The sequence below is a fragment of the Rhizobium mulingense genome, assembly GCF_029194105.1.
Lineage (GTDB): Bacteria > Pseudomonadota > Alphaproteobacteria > Rhizobiales > Rhizobiaceae > Rhizobium > Rhizobium mulingense.
The window spans coordinates 323,029-341,602 of sequence record NZ_JARFVE010000004.1; the positions used below are offsets into that span (position 1 = coordinate 323,029).

16 protein-coding genes and 1 other RNA gene are annotated in these 18,574 nt (G+C 61.0%); 9 read left to right on the forward strand and 8 right to left on the reverse strand.

Features of this window, described 5'->3' with window-relative positions; genetic code table 11:
- Nucleotides 1–112 precede the first annotated feature (112 nt).
- Both PYR71_RS10470 and metF read left to right on the forward strand, forming a co-directional pair.
- Complete coding sequence (locus tag PYR71_RS10470; protein WP_275619282.1) at nt 113–1,138, forward strand: ArsR/SmtB family transcription factor; 1,026 nt, start codon at nt 113–115, stop codon at nt 1,136–1,138.
- 1 nt (nt 1,139) lies between these two features.
- On the forward strand, nt 1,140–2,042 hold the full coding sequence (gene metF, locus PYR71_RS10475; RefSeq protein WP_183912648.1) for a methylenetetrahydrofolate reductase [NAD(P)H]: 903 nt from the start codon (nt 1,140–1,142) through the stop codon (nt 2,040–2,042).
- Between the two features lie 455 nt (nt 2,043–2,497).
- On the opposite strand, the gene PYR71_RS10480 is transcribed toward metF, so the two are convergent.
- The 5 genes from PYR71_RS10480 to PYR71_RS10500 all read right to left on the reverse strand — a co-directional run bounded on the left by PYR71_RS10480 (nt 2,498) and on the right by PYR71_RS10500 (nt 7,688).
- Nucleotides 2,498–3,403: a DMT family transporter gene (locus PYR71_RS10480; protein WP_275619283.1), complete on the reverse strand. Its 906-nt coding sequence runs from the start codon at nt 3,401–3,403 to the stop codon at nt 2,498–2,500.
- A gap of 138 nt (nt 3,404–3,541) precedes the next feature.
- Nucleotides 3,542–4,765 (reverse strand): lytic murein transglycosylase, encoded by a 1,224-nt coding sequence (locus PYR71_RS10485; protein ID WP_275619284.1) that lies wholly within the window; start codon nt 4,763–4,765, stop codon nt 3,542–3,544.
- An 81-nt stretch (nt 4,766–4,846) separates the two neighbouring features.
- On the reverse strand, nt 4,847–5,644 hold the full coding sequence (locus PYR71_RS10490; protein ID WP_183912651.1) for a glycoside hydrolase family 25 protein: 798 nt from the start codon (nt 5,642–5,644) through the stop codon (nt 4,847–4,849).
- Between the two features lie 128 nt (nt 5,645–5,772).
- A complete protein-coding gene (locus PYR71_RS10495; RefSeq protein ID WP_275619285.1) occupies nt 5,773–6,447 on the reverse strand; it encodes a class I SAM-dependent methyltransferase in 675 nt (224 codons plus the stop codon).
- Complete coding sequence (locus PYR71_RS10500) at nt 6,444–7,688, reverse strand: BtaA family protein (protein WP_275619286.1); 1,245 nt, start codon at nt 7,686–7,688, stop codon at nt 6,444–6,446. Before PYR71_RS10500 ends, PYR71_RS10495 begins: the two co-directional genes overlap by 4 nt.
- Before the next feature lie 190 nt (nt 7,689–7,878).
- Here PYR71_RS10500 and PYR71_RS10505 point away from each other — a divergent pair, with 190 nt between their 5' ends.
- Nucleotides 7,879–9,303 carry a serine hydrolase domain-containing protein gene (locus PYR71_RS10505; protein WP_275619287.1) on the forward strand — a complete coding sequence of 475 codons (1,425 nt, stop codon included), beginning with the start codon at nt 7,879–7,881 and terminating at the stop codon, nt 9,301–9,303.
- Nucleotides 9,304–9,335: 32 nt separating this feature from the next.
- On the opposite strand, the gene PYR71_RS10510 is transcribed toward PYR71_RS10505, so the two are convergent.
- The 3 genes from PYR71_RS10510 to PYR71_RS10520 all read right to left on the reverse strand — a co-directional run bounded on the left by PYR71_RS10510 (nt 9,336) and on the right by PYR71_RS10520 (nt 12,525).
- Nucleotides 9,336–10,286: a lytic transglycosylase domain-containing protein gene (locus PYR71_RS10510; RefSeq protein WP_275619288.1), complete on the reverse strand. Its 951-nt coding sequence runs from the start codon at nt 10,284–10,286 to the stop codon at nt 9,336–9,338.
- A gap of 334 nt (nt 10,287–10,620) precedes the next feature.
- Complete coding sequence (locus PYR71_RS10515; protein ID WP_275619289.1) at nt 10,621–11,256, reverse strand: LysE family translocator; 636 nt, start codon at nt 11,254–11,256, stop codon at nt 10,621–10,623.
- A gap of 57 nt (nt 11,257–11,313) precedes the next feature.
- On the reverse strand, nt 11,314–12,525 hold the full coding sequence (locus PYR71_RS10520) for a pyrophosphate--fructose-6-phosphate 1-phosphotransferase (RefSeq protein WP_183912662.1): 1,212 nt from the start codon (nt 12,523–12,525) through the stop codon (nt 11,314–11,316).
- 479 nt (nt 12,526–13,004) lie between these two features.
- On the opposite strand from PYR71_RS10520, the gene PYR71_RS10525 reads away from it, so the two are divergent.
- The 6 genes from PYR71_RS10525 to rnpB all read left to right on the forward strand — a co-directional run bounded on the left by PYR71_RS10525 (nt 13,005) and on the right by rnpB (nt 18,255).
- On the forward strand, nt 13,005–13,712 hold the full coding sequence (locus tag PYR71_RS10525; protein WP_275619290.1) for a J domain-containing protein: 708 nt from the start codon (nt 13,005–13,007) through the stop codon (nt 13,710–13,712).
- Complete coding sequence (locus PYR71_RS10530) at nt 13,709–14,470, forward strand: N-acetylmuramoyl-L-alanine amidase (RefSeq protein ID WP_275619291.1); 762 nt, start codon at nt 13,709–13,711, stop codon at nt 14,468–14,470. The genes PYR71_RS10525 and PYR71_RS10530 overlap by 4 nt, the downstream gene beginning before the upstream one ends.
- Nucleotides 14,471–14,731: 261 nt before the next feature.
- On the forward strand, nt 14,732–15,352 hold the full coding sequence (locus PYR71_RS10535; protein WP_275619292.1) for a lytic transglycosylase domain-containing protein: 621 nt from the start codon (nt 14,732–14,734) through the stop codon (nt 15,350–15,352).
- Between the two features lie 82 nt (nt 15,353–15,434).
- Nucleotides 15,435–16,619, forward strand: coding sequence for an NAD(P)/FAD-dependent oxidoreductase (locus PYR71_RS10540; RefSeq protein ID WP_275619293.1), 1,185 nt, complete (start codon nt 15,435–15,437; stop codon nt 16,617–16,619).
- Between the two features lie 11 nt (nt 16,620–16,630).
- Nucleotides 16,631–17,806 (forward strand): NAD(P)/FAD-dependent oxidoreductase, encoded by a 1,176-nt coding sequence (locus tag PYR71_RS10545; protein WP_275619294.1) that lies wholly within the window; start codon nt 16,631–16,633, stop codon nt 17,804–17,806.
- 51 nt (nt 17,807–17,857) lie between these two features.
- Nucleotides 17,858–18,255: RNase P RNA component class A (rnpB, locus tag PYR71_RS10550), an RNA gene on the forward strand.
- Nucleotides 18,256–18,574: the final 319 nt, after the last annotated feature.

An 18,574-nucleotide genomic window follows, 5' to 3' on the forward strand; every position in this document is an offset into this window, starting at 1 on the left:
TATCAGGCTCTGTCGCAATTTGAGCAGGCAATTTCGCGGAGAGTGCGAATTGACGCTTGCCACCGCTTTTCAAATCACATAAAGATATCTTTATATGTTGATTGGGCGAGTGATGAGTGAACCCCTGAAGCTTGGACTGGATGGCCTGGTGGACGTCTTGAAGGCGGCCGGCGAACCGACGCGCCTGCGTCTTCTGGCGCTTCTCGACGCCGGCGATCTGACGGTGACCGATCTGACCGAAATTCTCGGCCAGTCCCAGCCGCGTATCTCCCGCCATCTGAAGCTGCTCGGCGAAGCCGAGCTGATAGAACGCTACCAGGAGGGCGCCTGGGCCTATTTCCGCCTCAAGCAGGACGGCAAGGCGGCAATGCTCGTGCGAGCGCTGCTGAAGCATGTCTCTGAGAACGATCCGACCGTCCTGCGCGACGGCGAGCGGCTGTCGGCGGTCAAACGCCAACGGGCCGAGCGGGCACAGGCCTATTTCAGCCGCAACGCGGCAGAATGGGACGAGCTTCGCCGCCTGCATGCGGCCGACGAGGAAGTCGATGCGGCGGTCATTCGGCTGCTCGGCAGCCAGCCGATCGATTCGCTGCTCGATCTCGGCACCGGCACAGGCCGCATCCTCGAACTTCTGTCCGGGCTCTACCGCCGGGCGATCGGCGTCGACGCCAGCCGCGACATGCTGAGCGTGGCGCGCGCCAATCTCGACAAGTCCCGCATCACCAAAGCCAGTGTGCGCCACGCCGATATTCTGAACCTGCCGTTCGAGGGACAGGATTTCGACCTGGTGACGATCCATCAGGTACTGCATTTCTTCGATCAGCCGGAGATTGCCATCGCCGAAGCGGCGCGCATGCTGCGGCCGGGCGGCCGGCTTGTGGTCATCGATCTTGCGCCGCATACGCTCGAATATCTCCGCGACGAGCATGCGCATGTGCGTCTCGGCTTTTCGCACCAGACGATGTCCGACTGGCTGCGCAAGGCCGGGCTCGATGTCGAGCAGGTCGTCGATCTTCATCCGGGTCAGCAGAGCGGGCAGGGGCTGACGGTCACCGTCTGGCTCGCGCGCGATCCGAGGCGCCTCATGGCTTCGCAGACGAGCGAAGGCGCCGAACCTACATTTGCCGGGAGAGTATGACATGGCTTTGAAAAACGAAGCGCAGGCGCGCGACATCGGGATCTCCTTCGAATTCTTCCCGCCGAAATCGGAAGAGATGGAAGGCCAGCTCTGGAATACCGTCAGCGAGCTGCAGGACTGGGATCCGGATTTCGTCTCGGTGACTTATGGCGCCGGCGGCACCACCAAGGCGCCGACGCTGACCGCCGTCACGCGTTTCCTGTCGCAGACGCCGCTTGCAACCGCTTCGCACCTGACCTGCGTCGGTGCGACGAAGGAAGAGACGCATCAGATGATCGAGACCTTCCGCAAGGTCGGCGTGACGCATTTCGTGGCGCTGCGCGGCGATGCGCCGGGCGGCGCCGGCGCGCCCTACCAGCCGCATCCGGGCGGTTACGCGAATGCGGCCGAGCTCGTGGCCGGCCTCAAGGCGATTGGCGATTTCGAAATCTCAGTCTCCGCCTATCCGGAAAAGCATCCGGAGAGCCGCGATACAGCCGCCGATATCGACATGCTGAAACGTAAGGCCGACAACGGCGCCGACCGCGCGCTGACGCAGTTCTTCTTCGACAACGACAATTTCGAGCGTTACCTGGAGCGGGTGCGCCGGGCCGGCATCTCGATCCCGATCATACCGGGCATCATGCCGATCCAGAACCTGACGCAGCTCAAGCGTTTCGCCGGCGCCTGCGGCGCGATCATCCCCGGCTTCCTCGACGAGCGTTTTGCGGGCTTTGACGACAAACCCGAAGAGCGGGCGAAGGTGGCAGCCGATGTCGCCGCCGAGCAGATCGAAGATCTCGTCCGGCGCGGCATCCGCGATTTCCATCTCTATACGATGAACCGTTCGCCGCTGGTTTCCGCCGTGCTCGACAATCTCGGCCTCTCCCGCCGGGCGGCAAAAAACGCCGGCGCAGCTGCCTGATTTTCCGCGTCCATCAAAGTGAAAAGCGCATGTCGGGCGGGACATGCGCTTTTTCATTGGCGGATTGATCAGGGGAGTTCAGGTACTACCAGTCGTCAACCCCGCCGGCCAGCTCAGATAAAGAGCATGGACAGGACGAAGACAAACGCTGCACTGACCAACAGAACATTCAAGGATTGCGTGAGTCCCATGTCTGTCTCCTCGCGTTAACCTGCCAATAATATGTCGGAAATGTGTCGGTTGGGAAGCGGAATCTATGCTGCACCGCAGAACGAGGCGGTGGATAAATCGAACAGTGAATCTGCAAACTGTTGAAGTTCAAGGCCTATTCGCCACAAAATCTTATTCACAGAATTTAACATGCGGTTAAATCGGGCGATTGCCGATTTACCTATGCGCCTGAAACATGGCGTGGAGCCAAGCGGTTGAAATCACGCGGGATTTGCAACCATTCTTCACGCTGCCCTGGCCAAAAGGCGATAAGCACGGCCATCGAGAATGACGAGGCCGAAACCGATCAGCGCCATCCCGGCGAATTCGGCAAGTGTGAGCCGCTCGCCGAGGAAAAGCACGCCGAGAAGGATTGCGCTCGGCGGCACCAGCAGCGTGACGAGCGAGGCGTTGGTGGCGCCGGCCGCCGCCATGATCCGGAAATAGAGAATATAGGCGAAGGCGGTCGACACCAGCGCCAGCGCCAGCACGGCGACGACGATATCGAGCGACGGCATGGGGAGCGTCCAGGGGCGATCGGCCAAGAGCGACAACGGCAAAGTGATCAACGAGGACGCCGTCAGCTGGCCGGCTGCGGTGACGGGGGCCGGAATATTCTTGAACCGCTTGCCGTAGGTGGCTGCAAACCCATAGGAGACGGCGGCAAGTACTGGAAGCAGCAGCGCCCAGAGCGGCGCTTCGCCACTGGCCGACAGGCTGGGGCTGATCAGCACGATCGTTCCGACCAGGCCGACGAGGCAGCCGGCAATCTTGGCAGATGTCAGCTTCTCGTCTGATGTGACGTAGTTGGCGATCAACACGGTCCAAATCGGCGTCGTCGCGTTCAGGATCGCCGCAAGTCCGCCGCCGATGCGGGTCTGGCCGAAGAAGATCAGAGCGTGCGGCAGGGCATTGTTGATAAGGCCGAGGATCAGGAATTCGCGCCAGCGGGCCTTCAGGATTGGATAGATGCCGAAACGGCTGGCGATGTAGATGTGCAGCGCAATCCCGGCCAGCAGCAGACGGAGGAAGACGAGGGTCAACGGCGGGACATGCTGGACGGCGATGCTGGCAAAGAAGAAAGAGCCGCCCCAGATGAGACCGAGCAGGAGCAGCAGGCTCCAGGTCCAGGCATTCATTCTGTTGTCCATGCCGCCTTCCTCCATCCCGAGCCGCGTCGCCGCCGTCGCGTCGAAACGCGATCGCGGATCCTCATCATCAGCTTTAACGCCGACGGCGCGTGACGCCACCCGTTTCTTGCGAAGCGAGCGGCGGAGCGGCAGCGGCGATCAGAGAGCGTTGAGAAGCGCCGGCGTTGCCCAGCCGTCGGCCGGTATGCCGAGGCGCTGCTGTTCCTTCTGGATTGCGATACGCGTGCCGGAGCCGAGGATGCCGTCGATCTCGCCGACATCGTGCCCGAGTGACTGGAGCTTGGTCTGCAGCGTCTTCATCTGGTCACTGGCAAGACCCTGTTCAGGCGTGCCCTTGAGATAGGTCGGGGCGCCGGAGAGCCGAGTCGCGAAATAGGCGGCCGACGTCGTGTAGATGAACGACTTGTTCCATTCGAGATAGATCTTGAAATTCGGATAGGCGATGAAGGCCGGTCCCATGCGGCCCTGCGGCAGGATGAGGTCGCCTTCGAGATCACCGAAGCCGGTGTTGCCGTCGCGCGGCTTGACGCCGAGCGCGAACCATTCGCCGGCCTTCATCGTGCCGCCGAGGCCGGACTTCTCCCAGGGCAGGTTATCGGGCACGGTGACTTCCTGCAGCCAGGGCTGGCCGCGCTCGAAGCCGAGATGCTCGATGAATTTCGCCGCCGTCAGGATGGCGTCCGGGCTGCTCTGCTTCAGGCGGATATGGCCGTCGCCGTCGCCATCCATGCCGTAGGCGATGATGTCGCGCGGCAGCATCTGCACCTGGCCGATCTCGCCAGCCCAGGCGCCGGTGTTGGTGGCGGGATCGAGGTCGCCGTGCTGGACCATCTCGACGAGAGCGATCAGCTGCGGGCGGAAGAGCTCCGGGCGACGGCAATCGTGTGACAGCGTCACCAGCGCGTTGCGGGTATTGAAATCGCCCTGGACGGCGCCGAAATCGGTCTCCATTGCCCAGAAGGCGGTGATGACGCCTGCGGGAACGCCGAATTCCTGCTCGGCCCGGGCAAAGACGTCGGCATATTGCTTCATCTTCTGGCGGCCGATGTCGAGGCGGGCCTGGCTGACGGTGCGCTGGGAGAATTCGAGGAAGGTCTGCTTGAAGACGCCCTGGGCGCGATCCCGGCTGAGCACTTTGGGATCAATCTCGGCGCCGGCAAGCGCCTCGTCAGCGGCCGCGGCGCTGGCGCCGGCGGCAATCGCATCGGTCTTGACGCCTTCAAGGAAGGTGGACAGATCGCCGCCGCAGGGCGCTGCCGAGGGGGCGGAGGCAGCAGGCGCCTGCTGGGCGGCCGCGCCGCCGGCAAAAGTAAAGGCAAACAGGAGGGCGAGTGCAGAGCGGCTTGTGAGCGAGCGGTGCATGGATGCGGTCCTTATAGCAATTGGATGTCCGCCGCTTTCCCAGAGGAATGTGACGGAAGCAAGAAACATTGAAAGACGTTACTAAGAATTTCTATCCTTGGAAACGGCGGCGACCCAATTGTTCCAGTTCTTTGCGCTGCCGGCAAAGACGTTGATGTCGGTCGGTCCCTTGATGCCGGGAATGACGCCGGTCGAGGTATATTGCCAGAAGGCCCAGCGGCGGTCGGAATAGGTCACCTCGGGATGTTTCGCCACCGATCGGACCCAGAAATGATAATCCTGGAAATAGCCGGCAAGATTCTCGCGGTGGAAATCGACCGAGGTGTAGATGATTGGGCGCTTGCCGTAATAGGCCTCCAGCCGGTCCATGAAGCGCTGCATTTCGGCGCGCACCGTTTCCGCGTCGGGGCGGTAGCGGCAGGTCTTCGATTCGGCGTTCCATTCGACGTCGAGCACCGGCGGCAGCCGCATGGCCTCCTTCGGCACGTTACGGATGAACCAGTCGGCCTGCTCATCGGCCGAAGAGCAGAAATAGTAGAAATGATAGGGGGCATGCGGAATGCCGGCATTGCGGGCTTCGCGCCAGTATTCGTCGAATCGGGGATCGACCCTGTCCTTGCCCTCCGTCGCCTTGATGAAGGCAAAGGCGACGCCGGAATTCTTCACCGTCGCCCAATCGATATCGCCCTGCCATTTGGAAATGTCGATGCCGTGGATCGCGTTCTGCTGCGGATGCTTAGGGCCAAAATCCTGCGGATCGGTGTCCTGGAAGCGCGTCTTCGGCTTGATTGATGCGGTTTCAAGATAGTCGTGGCCGGAAGAGGAGCAGCCCGCCAGGAGGATGGCCAGGGGCACAACGCAAAACAAAAGCCGGCGCATGGGTATCCCGTCGTAAACCGAATGATCTCTTTGCCCCACAGCCTGACCTTCGAAAAAGACAAGTCCCGCAGAGGGAATAACCCTCTTTTCACCATATCAACGTAAAAAATCGGTTAGTTTCAAGCGAATTATGCGCGCTTGCTGATAATAGCCGCCCGCCAGGCATAACCGCCGCCGACGGTTTCGAACGACAACCGCGCATTGTGCTCCTCAGCCAGCGCTTCCAGAACCTCCCGCAGATCGGAGCGCGGGGTGACGTGGAATTTTGCAAGCCAGGACTGCAGCATGCGGCGGAACCAGCGCGGCAGACCTTCCTGTTGGCCGAAATCGACGATATGAAGCTGGCCGCCGGGATTGAGCGCGGCGATCGACGCATCGAGGGCGCGCTCCCAGTCCGGGATCATCGACAGGGCATAGGAGATCAGGATGCGGTCGAAACCGCTGACGCCGAATTCGCGCGGCGTAAAGGCCGTGGCGTCGGCGACGCGGAATTCCGGAATCGTCGACTTGGTGGCGAAGGTCTTGCGGGCCGAAATCAGCATTTCCTGGGAAATGTCGAGGCCGAACAGCTTGGCGGCCGGAAAATGCCTGTGAGCGAAGGCCATGTTGCGGCCGGTGCCGCAGCCGACTTCGAGCATGGTGCCGCCCTCGGGCACGTCAAGATTGCGGATCGTGCTGTCGCGGCCGAGAAGGTAATACTTGCGCGTCAGGTCGTAGATATGGCGCTGGTAGCGGTACATGCCATCCATCAGGCTGGCATGTTCGTCGCTCATTCCCGCCGTCTCGGTGCCGATCTCGCTCACGCCTTTTTCCCGTAAATGTGGAAGCCGCCATAGATCGCCGAGCGATCGAGCGCGGTCAGTTCGCGGGACTTCTCTTCGAAATAGTCCCACTGGTCGCAGATCGACGGAGACACGCGGCCTTCGATGACGCTCTTTTCGGCGGCGGTACGGAAGATCACCCGGGCGCCGTCGCGCGCCGTGCGGGTGATTTCCCGCCAAACATCGTTCAACTGCCCGTCGGTCATCCAGTCCTGCGCGTCGAGCAGGATGTAGCGGTCGCGCGAGGCGGCAGGTTCGCGGGCCAGAAGCTCGGTGAAGCTTGCGTGGTGAACGTTGACGCGGTCGACATTGGCGCGGATTACCTCATAGTGCTCCGGCCTCAGATAGGTCGGCAGCGGGCCTTCTTCTTGCGTGCCGTAGCGGCGGCCGAAGGCCTGCCAGGCGAAATAGTTATCGCGCATCGGGAAATGACAGGCGAGCTTTTCCAGGCGGTGCTTCAGCACCGGCGCGATCGAATGATCGGCGGCGAGGCTTGCAAGTTCGTCATATTGCTGCGGCGGAATGCCGAGGCCGAAGAGCGAACTCTTGCGGCCGGTAATCCAGCGAACGACTGGCTTTTCGAAAAGCGGCGCGATCTGCTCATCGAAGAACTGGCGCTGCTCGCGGATCGAGCGGGTCTTGGTCATCTCGCGCAGCTTGACGCCGTGCAGGCGGGCAAGAAGGTGGGCTGCGCCGATGAAGCGGCCGAGCAGGCCGGTTTCATAGATGTTGCGGTCGAAGACGGTGACGCGGCGGCGGCCGAACTTGCGGCCGTTCCAGTAGCTGCGGGTCGCCTCGTCGAGCCTGGCGGCAAGATGCCGGTCGTAGGCGCGGCTGTTCGACTTTTCGTTCGGCATAGCCAGGAAGCGGACGAGGTCGGCATGGTCCGGCAGATGCTTGAAGGCGGCAAGCTTCAGACGGTTCAGCGCGATATGGTGCGGGTTGAGATCGACGACGTCGATCGAGGCCGGCGCCTTAGAGAGATAGGCGAGCATGTTGCAGCCGCCGGAGCCGATGGTGACGATGCGATGGTTGGGCTTCAGCTCCATCGCCTGCATGTCGAGATCCGGATCTTCCCAGATCTGCGGGTAGACGAGGCCGGAGAAGAGGAGGCCGAAGAGACGCTCGGAAAAACCTTCCTTCGAAAAAGCCTTGTGGCGGAGAAGGGCGTCCTTAAGTTTCCGGTTCTTGCGGAAGCCGGCATCCGGTGCAAATTCTGACATGAGTCTGTCACCTTTTTAGCGTTCAGGGCGTGTAGCGCGCCACTGCTACAGTTTGATGACGCGGGCTGTGGGCGCCGGTTCGGGAGGCCTCCGGCATCAATGAAGAGTGATCGGAATGGCGCGCCTTCTTCGCGCCGGCCTCTTTCCGACCGGCGCAATTCCTGCTTCTCTCCCGTCATGGAGGAATGCCATGCGATTTGTGCTGCGTATCCTGAAGGCGCTTGCTCTCCTTGTGGTTCTCATCATCGCCGCCGGGACCGGCTGGCTCTTCGCCCGGCCGCCGGAGCTGTTGCGCGTCGGGGATGGCTACGCCGCCAAGATCGTCTGCTCGAATGTCTTCATTGCCGGCCGGGATGCCGACGATGTGCTGCATGACGACGTCCAGGCGCCGGGAAATCCGCTGCTGAGGCTGGTGCGCGTCAGTGTCGAGCGCGACAGCGGCCGGGTGACGGCGCGCTTCATGGGGCTGTTCGCATCGAGTTATGCGCTCTATCGCGGCAGTCTCGGCTGCACCAGCGTGCCGGATGGCAATTTCGAGGCGGCGATGAACGCGGTGCCGTTCGATGCACCGGCCAAGATGCAGGCGAGCGACGCGGTATGGCCGCAAGGCGAGGGCAGCGGCAATCAGCCGGATGCCAAGATCGCCGCGGTGCTGGCCGATGCCCGCTTTGCCGGCCCGGCGATGCGGGCGATCGTGGTGGTGCGCGACGGCCGTATCGTCGCCGAAGCCTATGGCCGCGGATTTTCGGCGAAGACGCCGCTAATCGGCTGGTCGATGACGAAGACGGTGAACGCAGCCATCCTCGGCCGGCTGATGCTCGATGGAAAGGTTTCCTTCGACGACGATCACTTGATGGCGCAATGGAAGGACGATCAGCGCTCCAGGATCAAGGTCTCCGACCTGCTCGGCATGGAGAGCGGCCTTGCCTTCAATGAGGATTATGGCAGCGTCGCCGATGTGACGCGTATGCTTTATCTCGATCCCGACATGGTATCGCTGCCGGCCAATGCGCCGATGGAGGCGGCACCCGGTCAGCGCTTCCGCTATTCGAGCGGCACGGCGGTACTCTTGTCACGCATCTGGATGAACAAGGTCGGCAATGCGCAAGCAGCCCTTTCTTATCCGCATGACGCGCTCTTCTTCCCGCTCGGCATGAGCAGCGCCGTCTTCGAACTCGACGCGCGCGGCACCTTTGTCGGAAGCTCCTATCTCTACGCGACGGCGCATGACTGGGCGCGCTTCGGACAGTTCCTGCTGCAGGATGGTGTCTGGAATGGCCGGCGACTGCTGCCGGAGGGGTTCGTCGGCGCCATGCGGACGCCGACGGCAGCGTCGAACGGCCGCTATACGCAAGGCCAGGCGTGGCTTGCGCCCGGCAGCTCGAACGCCGCGTTCGGGCTGCCGGAGGATACGTTCTGGCTGACGGGGCATGACGGGCAAAGCATGGCGATCGTGCCTTCCGCCAATCTGGTCGTCGTCCGGCTGGGCCTGACGCCGGGCTGGCTCGGCTATCAGCCGCAGGCGCTTCTCAAGGCGGTCCTGGGGGCGTCGCCGCAATCGCGGGTGCCGCAACAGCAGGCCGGATCAGAGCGGCAGGTCGAGACGCAGCCATAGGCGGCAGCATCGAATCCGTTTTTTTGTGGTTATCAGTAATTGCCCTGGGCAATGTCGTTCATGCCCTTGCGCTTGGCGTCATAATAATAGCCCCGCGCATAGAGGCGGACGGCATCATCTTCCTTGTTGTCGGAGACGAGCCAGGCGCCACGCAGATATTTCGCGGCATATTTGATGTTGGTCTCGGCATCGAAGAGGCCGCCCGGCGCACCGTCATAGCCCATCGATTTGGCAGTATTATACTTGATCTGCATAAGGCCGAAATAGCCGCGCCTGTTGTAAGCCTTCGGATTGTAGCGGCTCTCGCGATGGACGATGCGGTGGAGCAGCGTCTCGGGAATCGCGTAAATCTTCGAATATTTCTGGATGAGCTTGGTGACGAAACTCTTCTCGACGGTCGGCGCGTCGTCCTTATCGTCATCGCTGAACATTGGCGGAGCCGTCGGCGGATCGATCGGCCCTGACTCGTCGAAGCCGTAATCCATGCTGGAACGCGGCGTCGTGTCGACTGCCGCAAGCGCTGCAAGCGCATTGTTCTGTGGCGTCGCGGCAAAGGCAAGCTGCGTCGCCGGCTGTGCCGGGGTCACCGGACGCGGCGTCGGCACGACAGATTGGATCGCCGTCATCTCGGGCGTCAGCGGGATCTGCGCATAGGCTGCCGGCTGTATACCGGCCTGCATGGTGAGATCGGCGGGCTGAGACGCCGTAACCGTCGGCATTGCCGCTGCGGTCAGCGAGGGGGATGTCTGCGTTTGCGGAAGCATGGCGCCCGCGACCGCCTGGCCAGATGCACCCTCGGCCGTCGGGATTGCGGCCAGTGTGGCGTCTTCGCCGGGCTTGGGTGTCGGCACGACTGTCTGAGCGGCGGTCAATTCGGCCTGAGAGGTGTATTCGACGCTCGTGCAGCCGGTCATCACGCCGCAGCAGAGCACCGTAGAAACGACAAGACTGCGTTTCAGGCCGGACAATCCGATCGCTACCATTCCGTCACTTTCGTGAAATCGCGCCGCCCCAGCAGCGTTATAAAAGTTACTAAAAAGCTTAAACCCTGCCGACCCCATTAACGTATTCGTGGCATTCCGGCAACCACGGAAAATTTTTAGAACCGTTCCCGGTCAGATTGCATCACTCTGTTGGCTCAAAGGGAGGCGGATGCGACCGGCCCCGGCTCGTATCAGCCAACCTGAAAGGTCAGGCATCTTTCGCCAGGATCAGAGGCGATCGGCTCGGACATACCAGGGGATGCCCATCGCCAATCGCCTCTGCCCTGACAAAAACCTGCTCCGGCAGAATGCTGTAATCTGACTGGGAAAGGCTCTAAGCCGCAATACGGCGATAGCCGGCCGTCACGGCGCCGGCAGCGATCAGCAGGGTGCCGCCTGTTCGGTTTACGGCGCGCTGGACGCTCGCCTTGCGAATCAGTCCGCGCGCGCTATGGGCGAGGAATGCGTAGGTGGAAGCGTTGAGGATTGCCAGCACGAGGAAGGTCGCTTCCATGATTGCCATCTGCCCGAAGAAGGGAAGGGCCGGGTTGAGAAACTGCGGCACGAAGGCGACAAAAAAGACGATGCTCTTCGGATTGAGGGCGGTGACGACGTAGGCGTGGAGGAAAATCCTGAGCGATCTTTCCTCCGGAAGATTGTCGTTGTCGGCAACCGGCTCACCGATGACAGGAGCCCGCCAGAGCTTGATTCCGAGCCATATCAGGTAGGCGCCGCCGATCCACTTGAGGACAGTGAAAAGAGTGGCAGAGGCGGCAAGGACGGCGCCGAGACCGAAGAGTGAAGCCGTCATCGCGGTGAAGTCGCCGAGCGCCACGCCGCTCACCGTCGCACACGCCATCCTGCGTCCATGGCCAAGCGCATATGAGACGACTAGCAGTATCGTCGGTCCCGGTATGGCCAGCATAATGGCGGATGCGGCTGCAAAAGCGAGCCAGGCTTCAAACGACATGGTGTCTCCTCCCATTCCTCAGGAACAAGCAAAGACACCTTATTAACCATCCGTCAATCATGCTTCTTTGTATTTCTGGCCTATATTGTCCATGACTTCGGCAAACCATGCCGTCGAAAGGTCAAAAGCCTTCCCGCCCTTGATGCGTGGGAATTCTATAGTGCGCAATTTACCATTCTGCGATTCATCATGGCCGGTGACGCCGGACACTTTATTGAGTGCGCTTTCGACGGCAAGATCGACCATGCTCTGGATCAGCCTGAGGTCGTCGCCGTTCGCCGGCGCCGACCGGGCGAAATAGCCCGATTTCTGCACGAGGGAACGCTCGGCGTTCAGGAGGCTGGCAAACTGCTTCTGGAACCATGCGCCGACGTTGATCGTGTCGATCTTTACGTGGCCGAAGGCATCACGTTTAACGGTCTCGCCGGCGGCTTCGCGCTCGGCGACAATGGCGTCGAGGCAAGCGCCTTCCGACACGAAGACGGTGGCATGGCCGGTGCGATCCATGACCTCCTTCAACCGGGCGGCCTCGGCATCGAGATCGAACGCCATTTCGGGCAGATAGACCGCGTCGATACCCTTCAGCTGCGCATCCATCATCAGGCCGTCGACATATTGATTGCGGCTGGTGCGCTGGAGATAGGCGCGAGCGGTGGCGGCCGTCAGCCAGCCGCAATGGCGTCCCATGACCTCATGGATGACGAGGGTGCGTGGGGCGGCGGTCTGCTCGTTGCCGACGTTGTCGAAGAAATGGGCGCCAACTTCGGCGGCCGTCCAGGCACCCAGCGACTGGCGGATCGGCACGACATCGTTGTCGACGGTCTTCGGCAAGCCGACGACGGTCAGATCGTAGCCGTTGGCGGCGAGGTAGGCCGCAAGGTCGGCGGCTGTGGTGTTGGTGTCGTCGCCGCCGATCGTGTGGAGAATGGTGATCCCGTCATCGGCAAGGCGTTCGGCGGCGACCCTCAGCGGGTTCTCGCCTTCCTTAACGAGGCCGCGCTTGACGCAATCGGCGGCATTGGTGAGCTTGACGCGGCTGTTCCCGATCGGCGAGCCGCCATAGCGGTGCAGCAGCGGCGCCTGTTCACGCATCTGACGGGTGATCTCGATGCTGTCGCCGAGCAGTACGCCCTGGTAGCCGGACTTATAGGCGACGATATCGAGCTCGGGCGCAACGTCGCTGTAGCGTTCGATGAGGCCGCCGACGGCGGAGGAAAGACAGGGTGCGAGGCCTCCGGCGGTCAGCATTGCAACTTTCTGCTTGGCCATGATTCCTCCTATGGCGTTTCGATGCGGCGGCGCTGGCTAAGGCGCATCGCATCGACCTTCGCTCATGCGATGCGTTTGCCTGTTGCTTGTGCATGCCGTGTCCCGGTGCCGCCGTAGAGTTCCGGGCGACATGCATCAGCGCATGGATGCGGCAGGGAAAGGGGCCTGTAAAGTAAAGAATTTACGAAAAACGACGCCTTTTCACGCTTTGTGGGCGGAAGAGCTGATATAATCGTTTCAAGCCCGATACGCGGACCGGGAACGGTTGTGGAAATTTCGGCGTCGCGTCGGGAGCCAGGTGAGACCGGTGGGGCAGGGGGCGCCATTCCCCAATCGAAGGGGTGAATCGTTTGTTGCGGTGCGACAATTACCAAATCGTGAAAACTGTGTTCGCGCTTGGGACCAATCGTCGCCTTGCAAAGGCTACGATTCTTTGGTCAAGCTGTTTCTTATAGGTTGATAAGTACGCGAGATTTTCGATGTCCTTTTGGGAAAAGCTGGTGAATGCCATTGGCAACACTGCGGGCAATGCGCTGTCCGCGGTGGTCGAGGCCATCCGCACGGTTTTCGAAGGCGATCCGGAGACACGACGGAAGGTCGCTTTCTCGGTGGCGATCATCGCGCTCTCGGCGAAGATGGCCAAGGCCGACGGTATCGTCAGCGAGAAGGAGGTCGAGGCTTTCCGGGAAATCTTCGAGTTTCCGCAGGATCAAGCAAAGAACGTCGCCAGACTTTATAATCTCGCGCGTCAGGATGTCGCCGGTTATGAGGCCTATGCCGAACGTCTCTCGACGCTCTGCATTACCTGTGCGGCCAATTGCACGGTGCTGGAAGACGTGCTCGACGGCCTCTTTCATATCGCCAAGGCCGACGGACTGATTCATGAGAAGGAATTGAATTTCCTCAGTCACATCGGCGCGATCTTCCAGATGAGCGAGACCCGCTTCGAGCAGATCGCCGCTCGCCATGTCTCGTCCGGTGGTGATCCCTACAAGGTGCTCGGCGTGTCGCCTTCCGACGACTTTCCGACGATCCGCCGCCGTTACCGCGGTCTCGTCAGCGAACATCATCCAGATCGACTGATTTCGCGCGGCGTGCCGAAGGAATTCCATGTGATTGCCAATGAGCGCATGGCGGCACTCAACGCAGCCTATGCGGCAATCGAGAAGGAACGCCGCGCCGCATGACCTCCTTCGAGGCGGATTACGCGGGAGCTTGCGTCCGGCCGTCGCCCAATCACGGAGAGCGGGCCGACGGGCGTCTCCCGGATATGATCTTGCTGCACTATACCGGCATGCCGACACCGGATGGCGCGCTCGACTGGCTCTGTTGCGCCGAAAGCCAGGTCTCCAGCCATTATTTCGTGCATGAGGGCGGCGAGGTAATCCAACTCGTGCCGGAGGGCAGGCGGGCGTGGCATGCCGGGAAGAGCAGCTGGCATGGCGAGAGCGACATCAATTCGCTGTCGATCGGAATTGAGATCGCCAATGCCGGCCATCCCGGCGGCCTACCCGACTATCCGAAAGAGCAGATCGCGGCGGTGATCGAATTGTGTCGGGACTGTGTCAAACGTTGGTCGATCGCGCCGGAACGGGTGCTTGGGCATTCCGATGTCGCCCCGATTCGAAAGGTCGATCCGGGTGAAAAGTTCCCCTGGGCGGAGCTCCACCGGGCGGGTATCGGGCACTGGGTCGAGCCGGCAACGATCACCGGCGGACGCTTCTTCCAGCGCGGCGATGCCGGCCAACCCGTCGAAGCACTGCAGTCGATGCTGTCGCTCTATGGTTATAGCACTGAAATCACAGGGCAATTTTCAGAAAAGACGGCAGGCGACGTGGAAGCTTTCCAGCGGCATTTTCGGCCCGAACGGATAGATGGCATCGCCGATTTCTCGACGATCGACACGTTGCACCGGCTACTGTCGGCTTTGCCGCGTTATTCCTGATTCCTCGACAATTGATGAAACGCCGAATTCGCACTGCAGCGCGAAATTCGGCCTGCCACATCATTTCCCTATTATCTCCTCATTGCGATGGTCTAAGAACCTCCGCCAAGCGGTACTCGGGGTTTTTTTCGAGTTAAACCACGGGCGCTATGTGAAACGATAAGAATTGCCGCGAATCCAAATCGGTCATTGATCTGGTATTCATTATGACAGCGAGGCGCGCCGTCCGGAAATTCTTTGGGTCGGAGTGTTCAAGACTACATGAGAAAACTGATTGTTGTTGCTGCAACATGCGTTGGCATGGTGCTGGCCGGAAGTAGCTTTGCGTTTGCGAATGATTGGGGTGTGCGAGCTGATGCGCCGGTGAAGAAAGTCGAGCGACCTTCGAAGAAGATAGAGCGCCCGTTGAAGAAAGCGGAGCGTTCGGTCAAGCCGGCGAAGCGTCCGCTCAAGACGGCGGAACGCACACTGAAGACGGTCGAGCGCCAGAGCGGTTATCCCGTCGCCGATGTTTCCGGCAATTCCTATTCCGCACTGATCAGCAAATATGCGAATCAATATGATGTACCGGTTGCGCTTGCGACCGCTGTCATCCGTATCGAAAGCAATTTCAATCCGAATGCGCGCGGCAGCCACGGTGAAATCGGCCTGATGCAGATAAAGCCTGCAACTGCCCGCATGATGGGCTATTCCGGGAGCGCCAAGGGCCTGTTCGATCCGGAAACCAACATCAAGTACGGCATGAAATATCTGGCTGCCGCCCATGATCTCGGTGGTGGCGAGACCTGCAACACCATCCTCAAATACAATGCCGGTCATGGCGCCACGCGCATGAACCCGGTGTCCAAGTCCTATTGCGGCAAGGTTCTCGCAATGCTCTAAGCCTGAAGCGCTTATCCCTGACAAAGAGCCGGATGATTCAAGATGATTGCCATGGTATCGCTGGGATTTAGCGAGGTGGGATATGGCAGTCGATTTCAGGTTCATCATCATCGGACGCGGCATGATGGGTGCCGCGGCCGCGCGACATCTCTCTTCAATGGCCGACGGCATCGCGCTGATTGGTCCGCGAGAGCCGAATGAGCGCAAATCGCATGAGGGCGTTTTCGCCAGCCATTACGACGAGGCGCGCATCACGCGGACATTCGACGGCAATCTGGCCTGGGGAAGTTTCGCCGCCCGCGCGCTCGATCGCTACCGTGCGATCGAGGCAAGGAGCGGCATTTCCTTCTTTTCTGAAGTCGGCTGCCTCTTTGCGGCCCCTGACAAGAGCGAGCAGGATTATATCGATCGGGCGTTGACCGTCAGCCGGACGCTCGGCAGTGACATCGAGACCATCGGATCGTCGGACCTTTCGCGGCGCTTTCCCTATCTTGCCGTCGATGCCGATTTCAGCGGCTATTTCGAACGCAAGCGCGCCGGCTATATCAATCCGCGGGCGCTCGTGCGCGCCCAGGCTATGCTCGCGGAACAGGGTGGCGTTACGCTGGTCGAGGCAACCGCGACATCCGTGCGCGACACCGGTACCCACGTCGAGGTGACGATCGACGGAAGGCGCTGCAGCGCCGAGAGGGTGCTGGTGGCGGCTGGCGGCTTCAGCAATTTCCATGCGCTGCTGCCGCGTCCCGTCGACACCAAGGTGATGGCGCGCACCGTCGTTTTCTATGAAATCGGTGAGCGCGAGATGGCGGTCTTCGGGGACATGCCGTCGACGATCGTGCTCGGCGACCGCGAAGAGGATCACATTTATATTCTGCCGCCGGTGCGCTATCCCGACGGCAAAATCTATCTGAAGCTCGGCGGCGATACCGAGATGCTTTCCATCAATCGGCTGGAGGATGCCGGCGCGTGGTTCCGTTCCGACGGCAGCGCTGCCGAGCGCGATCATCTCTGCCGCATCGCCCTGCAACTGATGCCGGCGCTTGCCGGCTGCCCGGTGACATCAGGGCCGTGCGTGGCGAATTTCACGCCGACCGGTTATCCGTACGTCGGGTATACGCAGTCGCCGCGCATCGCGGTGCTGACCGGCGGCAATTTCGTCGCCGCCAAATCCTCCGACGAACTTGGACGATTGGGAGCGGTGCTTCTGACTGAAGGGCGGCTTGGCGACACGGATTTCGGCGGCGAACTGACGCCGGTCTTTGCCTGAAAGGGAGCATCATGGCAGTCGATTTCAAATATATCGTCGTCGGCCGCGGGTTGATGGGAGCTGCAGCCGCGCGGCATCTGGCGCGCCAAGTGGATGGCGTGGCGGTGATCGGCCCGGACGAGCCGGCCGATCGCAAGGCACATCAGGGCGTCTTCGCCAGCCATTACGACGAGGGACGCATCACCCGCACCATCGATCCCAACGGCAACTGGGCTCTGCTCGCCAACCGCTCGATCGGCCGTTATGGCGAGATCGCTCGCGACAGCGGCATCGATTTTTATCGCGAGGTCGGCTGCGTCGTCGCCGCGCTTGGTGGAAGCGAATACCTCGAGGAGACGCGGCAGGCCGCCGTTTCGCTCAGCATCGAAACCAGCCTTCTCGACCAGGCGGGGCTGAAGGCCGCCTTTCCTTTCTTTGCCCTTCCCGATGACTGCGCCGGGGTTTTCGAGGCGAGGGGTGCCGGACATATCAGCCCGCGCAAGCTGGTCAAGGCGCAGTCGCTGCTGGCGGAAAAGGCGGGTGCCGCCGTCATCCCCGACCATGCCGTTTCCATCCGCGAGGAGGGCGGGTCGGCTGTCGTCAGAACTGCCGGTGGCCTGACCTATCGCGCTGAAAAGGTGCTGCTCGCCGCGGGCGGATTTTCCATTGCGGAGAATCTGTTGCCGCGTCCCGTTGCTATGACGGTTTATGGCCGGACGGTCACGCTTTTCGAGGTGAGCGAGGCCGATGCCGAGCGTCTCGCAACCATGCCGTCGCTCATTCTCGATATGCCCGGCATCCATATCTATCTGCTGCCGCCGATCCGTTATCCCGACGGCAAATTCTATCTGAAGATCGGCGGCGATCCGGACGATCTGGTGCTCGGTGACGAGGCGGAGATACGCGCCTGGTTCAGAACGGAGGGGCGCGCAACCGTGCGGACGCATCTTCAGCGCATCGCTGCCGACTTGGTACCCGAGCTGGCGCCGCTTTCGATTTCGACGGCCGCCTGCGTTGTGTCCTATACGGAAAGCGGCTACCCAATGATCGGCTACACCTCGTCGCCTGCCATTGCCGTGCTGACGGGTTGTGCCGGCACGTCGGCCAAGAGTTCGGACGAAATCGGACGGCTCGGGGCGGAGCTGCTTTTGTCAGGCAGGATCAGCCAGCAGGGCTATTCCACGGATTTCACACCGCAATTTTCCTGAAACTATCATTTTTGATGGAAATTGCGCTCTCTCTCGTTTATGGGAGCCCTGCCAGTTGGCCGGGCAGCCGCGCTTTACCAATGCCGAAAGGCGGTAGGGTGAGGAAAGTCCGGGCTCCACGGAGACACGGTGCCGGATAACGTCCGGCGAGGGCGACCTCAGGGAAAGTGCCACAGAAAGCAAACCGCCTGTCATGACAGGTAAGGGTGAAAGGGTGGGGTAAGAGCCCACCGCATTTCCGGCAACGGATATGGCACGGTAAACCCCACCGGGAGCAAGACCGAATAGGGATGACGTGGCGGGCCGAAAGGCCTTCCGGCCGGTTTCCAGGCCAGTCATCCGGGTGGGTTGCGCGAGGCAGCGTGCGAACGCTGTCCCAGAGGAATGGCTGCCACGTTCCGGTTCACGCCGGAGCCATACAGAACCCGGCTTACAGGCCAACTGGCGATTAACTTTCGTGGCGCGAAAACCTCCGATTTGACGAATCACCTCAGGTAAGCCGCTGAAATCGACAGTTTTCAAGCGGATGCTCATGTAATCCTCTGCGCGAAAATTGCTTTTGCGAAAGCACCGTCGCGCGTCTCTTGCGGGAGGGTGATCCTAACCCTTTGTTAAACTTAACGGCTTATAAATTTTTGATCATGCGTCTATTGCAAAACAGGCGCATCCCATTGACGCCCATATGGTCCCATGCTATCCCAAACATGCACTGCATCAGGGCAATCACCTGCCCATTCATCGCAAAGCAAAGGCGTCTTCCTCTCTGGA